The sequence below is a fragment of the Sandaracinobacteroides sp. genome, assembly GCF_057137845.1.
Genome location: NZ_DBNHFX010000096.1, coordinates 1 through 6,743 on the forward strand (window position 1 = coordinate 1; position 6,743 = coordinate 6,743).

The following is a 6,743-nucleotide window of genomic DNA, read 5'->3' on the forward strand; positions in this document are numbered from 1 at the left end:
GGTTGCAGCTCGTCGTCATGTCGCTCCTCCCCGGAGAGGAAATCGGCGAGGAAGTGCACGACGACGGCGACCAGTTCTTCCGCGTCGAGATGGGCACCGGAAAAATCCTGATCGACGACAAATGGACAGATGTCGGCCCGGATTTCGGCATGGTCGTGCCCGGCGGCGCCCGCCACAATGTCAGGAACACCTGCAACGGCCCGCTGCGCTTCTATACGATCTACGGCCCGCCCGAACATATCGACGGCACCATCCACAGGACGGCCGCCGAAGCCCATGCCGCGCACGAACATTTCGACGGCCGCACCACCGAATAGCAGCCCGGCCAAGGCGGCCCTCAGCGCGCGTGGATGAAGCCGCGCACCGCCTCGATCAGTTCCGGCGACGCATGCGGCGAAAGCCCGCCTGTCTCGCCGGGCAGATCAGCGGCAAGCACCCGGTCGATCAGCGGGCCTACTTCGCCTTCGTCGCTGGCGATATGCAGGCCGGGCCTGCCCTCGAAGCGGGCGGCCGTCGCCAGTTGATGTTCGTTTCGGTGTTCGCCAAGCGAAGCCCGCCGCGCCATCATCACCAGCGGCCGCCCCACGGTCAGCGCCGAGATGATCGAACCCATCCCCACATGCGCGACCAGCACCCGGCAGCCATCCAGCCGCTGCTGATATTCGTCGGCGCGCAGAAACTCGCTCCATTCGAAATGCTGCGGCCGGTAGCTTCCGGGTTTCAGCGCCCCCATCTGCCCGAATACAGGCCTATCGTGGCAGGCCGCCCAGGCATCCACCGCGCGCGCCAGCCGGTCGAACGGTTCCTGTGTGCCGACGGTCAGAAAGATCAAACGACAGCCCCCCGAAACGCCGGACCGTCGGCGGTGCTGAGTTCCGGCCACTGGGTCAGCCACAGATCGGCGTAAGGCCCCGCCATCCGGCCCGACATCGAAAGCTCGGCGGCGTTGGCGATGCTGTCCACCCAGCAGGTGCGCGCCCCCATCAACCGCCCCAGCCGCATCGCGAAATAGCCGACCGACGCCCCCGTCGACACGATGACATCGGGCCGGACCCGCCACAGGATCAGCGCGACATCCAGTATCTGCCGCACCAGCCGCAGCTTCTGCCAGCGGTTGGCGTCGGTGAACACATGATAGCCCGGCTGCTGCTGCCCACGCTGTTCCGCCATGGCGGCCACGCGCCCGGCGAAATCCGGGGTGGACGTGGCATAGTGGACTTCGCACCCGTCCCATGCGGGCGCCATGCGCAGCAACTGGACCCAATGGCCGCCGGTCGACGAAATCGCCAGCACCCGCGTCATGCAAACGCCTGCAAACCGGTCTGTGCGCGGCCCAGAATCAGCGCATGCACATCGTGCGTGCCTTCGTAGGTGTTCACTGCTTCCAGGTTCATCATGTGGCGGATCACCTGATACTCGTCCGAGATGCCGTTGCCGCCATGCATGTCGCGCGCGGCACGGGCAATCTCAAGCGCCTTGCCGCAGTTGTTGCGCTTCAGGATGGAAATCGCCTCCGGCGCCAGCCTGCCCTCGTCCATCAGCCGCCCGGCGCGCAACGCCAGCAGCAGCCCCAAGGTGATTTCGGTCTGCATGTCGGCAAGCTTCTTCTGCACCAGTTGCGTTGCGGCCAGCGGCCGTCCGAACTGGCGCCGGTCGAGCGTATATTGCCTTGCTGCATGCCAGCAGAATTCCGCCGCGCCCATCGCGCCCCAGCCGATGCCATAGCGCGCATTGTTCAGGCAGCCGAACGGCCCCTTCAGGCCATACACACCGGCCAGCAGCCGGTCAGCCGGAAGCTCGACGTCCTTCAGCACGATTTCACCCGTAACCCACGCCCTTAGCGAGAATTTGCCCTCGATCTTCGGCGTCTCGACACCCTTGTCCGAGCGCAGGACCACGAACCCGCGAATCTGTTCGCCAAGGCCGTCATCGAGGTCGCACTTCGCCCAGACCACGAACAGATGCGCATAGGGCGCCGACGTGATCCACATCTTGGCGCCGGTCAGCCGGAAGCCGCCCGCCGTCCGAACGGCTTTGGTTTTCATGCCGGAAGGGTCCGAGCCGGCGTCAGGCTCGGTCAGACCGAACGCGCCGATCCATTCGCCGCTGGCAAGCTTCGGCAGATATTCCGCGCGCTGGGCTTCGCTGCCATAGGCATGGATCGGATACATCACCAGGCTGGACTGCACCGAAAGCGCCGAGCGATAGGCTGAATCGATGCGTTCGATTTCACGCGCGATCAGCCCGTAGGCGACATAGGAAACCCCGGCGCAGCCATAGCCGTGAATGGTGGGGCCAAGCAGGCCCGCATCGCCAAAGGCGCGCATCAGCGACGGATCGCAAGTCTCGGTGCGGTTGGCGTCGCGCACGATCGGCGCCAGATGTTCAGCGGCGAATGCGCGCGCCGTATCGCGGACCATGCGGTCTTCGGCGGAAAGCTCGGCCTCGATCAGCATCGGGTCTTCCCAGTCGAAGGCTGGCCATGGCTTTGGCTTTCCGGTGGTGGCTGGTGCGTTCATTGCGTCGCGTTCCCTCGTGCGATTGCCATCGCGCGGTCGTTAAACGACAGGCGGGCAGGTGCCAAGAGCGGCAAGCCATGCTAGGGCGCACCGCCATGCACGGCATGGCGCACCCCAATCGCTCGGCGAACCGCCCGACCCCCGGCTTCATCCTGCTGGTGGGCGCGCTGACGGCGTTCGGCGCAATTTCGATCGACCTGTATCTGCCCGCCATCCCGGCCATCGCCGACGATCTGGGCGCAAGCGTCGCTTCGGCCCAGCTTACCATGTCGACCTTCTTTGCCGGAATGGCGATCGGGCAACTGGGGTTCGGGCCGCTGTCCGACCGTCTGGGCCGCCGCAAGCCGCTTCTGGCGGGAATCCTGCTTTATACGCTGGCGTCGGCAGCGCTGCTGTTCGTGCCGACGATGGCGATGCTGTCGGCGGGTCGTTTCGTGCAGGGGCTGGGGGCGTGCGCGGGCACCGTGATCGCGCGCGCCATCGTCCGCGACCGCTACGACACCACCGAATCCGCCCGGCTGTTCAGCCTGACCTTTCTGGTGCTGGCGATTGCGCCGATGCTGGCGCCATCGGCGGGCGCTGCGCTGATGCACCTGTTCGGCTGGCATTCGATCTTCGTGGTGCTGACGCTGTTCGGCCTGATCGTCGGCGTGGCGGTGCTGTTCGGCCTGCCCGAAAGCCTCAGCCCGGCGACCGCCGAACATGCCGCCGGCGAAAGTGCGATCGCCAGCTATGTCGCCGCGCTTTCGAACCGGCAGGTGCTTGGCTTCGTGCTGACGGGAACGCTGAACGGCGCGGCGCTGTTCGCCTATATCGCCGGATCGCCCGCCCTGTTCATCGGCCACTACGGCGCCACCACCACCAGCTTCGGCTGGATTTTCGCGCTGAATGCGCTGGGGCTGATCCTCGCCTCGCAACTGAACCGGAGGGTGCTGCTGCGCCATGCGCCGGGCGCCGTCGCCCGAATCGGTTCGGTCGCCGCCTTCGGCTGCGCGACGCTGCTGCTGCTGTTGTCGGCGCTCGGCCTCGCGTCGCTATGGGTTACGATCCTGCTGCTGTTCCTGTCGCTTGGTTCCTATGGCTTCGTCTCGGCCAATGCGTCGGCGCTGGCGCTGGGTGCGATGCCGCAGCGCGCGGGCGCGGTGTCGGCGCTGATCGGCTCGGGTTCGTTTGCGCTTGGTGCGATTGTCGGTGCGCTGACGGCGCCCTTTGCCGCCGAGGGGCCGCTGGCGATGGCGGTAGCGATGGCGGCGGGCTTTGCCGGGTCGGCCATCGCATTGCGCCGCCTCGCCAACGCATGAACGGCTGGCTGGAGTTCGCACCCGGGCTTGCCATCCACGAGGACGAACTCGGCTTCCGCTTCGTGCGCGCCTCCGGGCCGGGCGGACAGAACGTCAACAAGGTGTCGACGGCGGTTGAACTGCGCTTCGATCTGGTCGCCTCGCCGTCGCTTCCGCCCGATCTGAAGGCGCGCGCCGCAAGGCTTGCCGGATCACGGCTGACGGCGGCTGGCGAAATCCTGATCTTTGCCGAACGGTTCCGCACCCAGCCCGCCAACCGCGAGGATGCGACCGGCCGCCTGCTCGACCTGCTGGCGCAGGCGGCGATCGTCCCGCGTAAACGGCGACCCACCAAGCCCACGCGCGCATCGAAAACCCGCAGGCTGGATGCCAAAAAACGCCGTGCGGGCGTGAAATCCGGCCGCGGCCGGCCCGACGCCGACTGAAACCTGCCCGCCTTCAGGATCGGGCGGCGGGCGTCGGCGCTTCGGGCTTCACCGGCACGAACTGGCCAAGGCCGCAGCTTGCGCCACGACGCGGGCCGCCACCGGTGTGGACGACGGTGATCATATCGACACTGCACAATTGCGAGCCGGTCGGCCGATAGGAAAACGCGCCAGCCATGTTCAGGCCGGGGCACGACATCGGCAGCGTGTTGCGCAGCACCGTGCCGTCGTTCATGCGGAAATCGACGGTCTGGTCATCTACGACATGGGTGCTGCGGATGCGGTTCGTCTGCACGCAGTTCACCGGATCACCGGCCGGCACCATCGCCTGCGGCGGGCGCGGCGGCTGGCTGGCGCAGCCGGCAACGAACAGGGTTGCAGCAAGCAGGGGAAGGGCGCGCATTCAGCTTCTCCTTTTGGATGGGGATTTGGTTGCGGATACCGGTGCAGGTGATTTTGCCTCGAACCGGCACAGTTGCGCAACCGGGCAGCGCCAGCATTCGGGCACACGCGCCTTGCACAGATAGCGCCCGTGCAGGATCAGCAGATGGTGCGCCTGCCGCCCCCAGCGGGCGGGCACCACCGTCAGCAGGTCGCGCTCGACGCCGTCGGGCGTGCGCGCCGCCGACAGCCCGATCCGGTGCGCCACCCGGAACACATGGGTATCGACAGCAAGCGTCGGCTGGCCGAACGCCTCGTTCAGCACCACATTCGCCGTCTTGCGGCCGACGCCCGCCAGCGCCACCAGTTCGGCTTCGGTTTCCGGCACTTGGCCACCGTGCCGTTCCAGCAGTTGTTCCGACAGGCGGATCACATTCGCTGCCTTGGCGTTGAACAGGCCGATGGTCCTGATGTGCTGTGTCAGCCCTTCAAGGCCCAGCGCCAGCATCGCCTCGGGCGTCTGCACCTCGGCGAACAGGCGTTTCGTCGCCTTGTTCACGCCAACGTCCGTCGCCTGCGCCGACAGCACCACCGCCACCAGCAGCGTATAGGGATTGACGAACGCCAGTTCCGTCCGCGGGTCGGGGTTTGCCGCCCCCAGAATGTCGAACAACTGTGCTGCCTCGTCGGCGGTCAGGGCCGCCGCCGGGCGGGGCGTGGTTTTTGCGCGGGCCATGTTTTCCGCTAGACCATTCCCCATGCCGCCCTGCAAGCCCGCCTGCTTCGACCTCGAACTACGGCCCAGCCGGCCGTTCCGGCAGCGGCAGGTGTGCTGGCTGCTGGCCGGGGTGCTGGCAGTCTGCCTGCTGCTGGCGTTGCGGCTGGCGGCGCTTGGCGCCTGGCCCATCCTGCCGTTTCTGGCGCTGGCGCCCGTGGCGTTGTATCTGGCGTTCCGGGCGTCGGCACGGTCGGGGCGCCAGTCCGAACATCTGCGCCTCGATGCGCGCGGCCTCGAACTGGTACGGATCGACGCCACGGGCCACATTCTGCGCACCCGCATCGAACCGTTCGCCGCCCGTGTCGAACTGGAACGGATCAGCGCCACCGAAAACCGCCTGTGGCTGAATGCGGGCGAACAGCGTCACCCCGTCGGCAGCTTTCTGTCACCCGATGAGCGCGCCGAAATCGCCCATGTGATCGAAGACGGCCTTGCCCGCTTCCGCGCGGAAGGAACCACCGGATGACCTGCGCCATGTCATCGCCCGCCGCGCTCAGGAACCGCGATCCGATCCTGGCGATCCTTCGCCAGGAACTCCCGGCCGGCGGGCTGGTGCTGGAACTCGCCAGCGGCAGCGGCGAACATGTCACGCATTTCGCCGCGGCACTGCCGGCGATCGACTGGCAGCCAAGCGACCCTTCGGCCGAAGCGCGTGCATCGGTCGCCGCGCGAATCGCCGAGACCGGCCCAGCCAACATCCGGCCCCCGCTCGACATCGACGCCGCCCACCCGGCGAGCTGGCCGATCACGCGGGCCGATGCGCTGCTGGCGATCAACATGGCGCACATCAGCCCATGGGCGGCAACCATCGGCCTGTTTCAGGGGGCGGGCCGTCTGCTTGCCGCCGGGGCGCCGCTGATCCTCTATGGGCCGTGGATCGAGGACGATATCGAAACCGCGCCCACGAACCTTGCGTTCGATGCCGACCTGAAGGCCCGTAATCCGGCCTGGGGTCTGCGCAATCGCGCACGGGCCGATCAGCTTGCGCTCGCCGCAGGGCTGCGCCCCGCTGCCCGCCATCAGATGCCCGCCAACAATATCCTGCTGGTGTTCCGGTGTGCCGTTCAGCGCGAAAGCAGCGCAACCAGCGCCAGCGCCGCCGCATCGACTTCGGCCCATGTCGCCTCGAAGCCAGCTTCCTCGCCGTAATAGGGGTCCTGCACCGGCTGGCCGTGCATCCCCGGCACGACATCCAGCAGCAGCGAAAGCCGCGCCGCCGAACCGGCAGGGGCAAGATGCCGCAAGTCGGCCAGATTCTGCCCGTCCAGAGCGAAAATCCGCTGAAAACGGCTGAAGTCCGGGGTAGCCACCTGCCGCGCCCGCAGATCGCCGATATCGA

At 67.2% G+C, this 6,743-nt stretch carries 11 protein-coding genes; 5 read left to right on the top strand and 6 right to left on the bottom strand.

The window, feature by feature from the left end; genetic code table 11:
• A partial coding sequence (locus AC16JP_RS05025) for a cupin domain-containing protein (protein WP_484339510.1) occupies window positions 1-317 on the top strand: 317 nt, incomplete at its 5' end.
• Window positions 318-337: 20 nt separating this feature from the next.
• On the opposite strand, the gene AC16JP_RS05030 is transcribed toward AC16JP_RS05025, so the two are convergent.
• The 3 genes from AC16JP_RS05030 to AC16JP_RS05040 are packed head-to-tail and all read right to left on the bottom strand — an operon-like array spanning window position 338 to window position 2,519.
• On the bottom strand, window positions 338-832 hold the full coding sequence (locus AC16JP_RS05030; RefSeq protein WP_484339511.1) for a glycosyltransferase: 495 nt from the start codon (window positions 830-832) through the stop codon (window positions 338-340).
• Complete coding sequence (locus AC16JP_RS05035; RefSeq protein WP_484339512.1) at window positions 829-1,302, bottom strand: UDP-N-acetylglucosamine--LPS N-acetylglucosamine transferase; 474 nt, start codon at window positions 1,300-1,302, stop codon at window positions 829-831. The genes AC16JP_RS05030 and AC16JP_RS05035 overlap by 4 nt, the downstream gene beginning before the upstream one ends.
• On the bottom strand, window positions 1,299-2,519 hold the full coding sequence (locus AC16JP_RS05040) for an acyl-CoA dehydrogenase (protein WP_484339513.1): 1,221 nt from the start codon (window positions 2,517-2,519) through the stop codon (window positions 1,299-1,301). Before AC16JP_RS05040 ends, AC16JP_RS05035 begins: the two co-directional genes overlap by 4 nt.
• Window positions 2,520-2,596: 77 nt before the next feature.
• On the opposite strand from AC16JP_RS05040, the gene AC16JP_RS05045 reads away from it, so the two are divergent.
• Together AC16JP_RS05045 and arfB are read left to right on the top strand one after the other, a co-directional pair.
• The gene (locus AC16JP_RS05045; RefSeq protein WP_484339514.1) at window positions 2,597-3,820 is read left to right on the top strand and encodes a multidrug effflux MFS transporter; all 1,224 of its coding nucleotides are present in this window, start codon (window positions 2,597-2,599) and stop codon (window positions 3,818-3,820) included.
• Window positions 3,817-4,245: an alternative ribosome rescue aminoacyl-tRNA hydrolase ArfB gene (gene arfB, locus AC16JP_RS05050; RefSeq protein WP_484339515.1), complete on the top strand. Its 429-nt coding sequence runs from the start codon at window positions 3,817-3,819 to the stop codon at window positions 4,243-4,245. Before AC16JP_RS05045 ends, arfB begins: the two co-directional genes overlap by 4 nt.
• Window positions 4,246-4,258: 13 nt before the next feature.
• On the opposite strand, the gene AC16JP_RS05055 is transcribed toward arfB, so the two are convergent.
• The gene (locus tag AC16JP_RS05055; protein WP_484339516.1) at window positions 4,259-4,648 is read right to left on the bottom strand and encodes a DUF6491 family protein; all 390 of its coding nucleotides are present in this window, start codon (window positions 4,646-4,648) and stop codon (window positions 4,259-4,261) included.
• Complete coding sequence (gene nth, locus AC16JP_RS05060; protein ID WP_484339520.1) at window positions 4,649-5,323, bottom strand: endonuclease III; 675 nt, start codon at window positions 5,321-5,323, stop codon at window positions 4,649-4,651.
• A 61-nt stretch (window positions 5,324-5,384) separates the two neighbouring features.
• Here nth and AC16JP_RS05065 point away from each other — a divergent pair, with 61 nt between their 5' ends.
• Window positions 5,385-5,870 (top strand): DUF2244 domain-containing protein, encoded by a 486-nt coding sequence (locus tag AC16JP_RS05065; RefSeq protein ID WP_484339517.1) that lies wholly within the window; start codon window positions 5,385-5,387, stop codon window positions 5,868-5,870.
• Entirely contained in the window at window positions 5,867-6,553 is a 687-nt protein-coding gene (locus AC16JP_RS05070) for a DUF938 domain-containing protein (RefSeq protein ID WP_484339518.1), read from the top strand. The genes AC16JP_RS05065 and AC16JP_RS05070 overlap by 4 nt, the downstream gene beginning before the upstream one ends.
• Here AC16JP_RS05070 and AC16JP_RS05075 read toward each other — a convergent pair.
• On the bottom strand, window positions 6,469-6,743 hold a 275-nt coding region (locus AC16JP_RS05075), incomplete at its 5' end, for an arsenate reductase/protein-tyrosine-phosphatase family protein (RefSeq protein WP_484339519.1). The two genes, AC16JP_RS05070 and AC16JP_RS05075, sit on opposite strands and share 85 nt — an antisense overlap.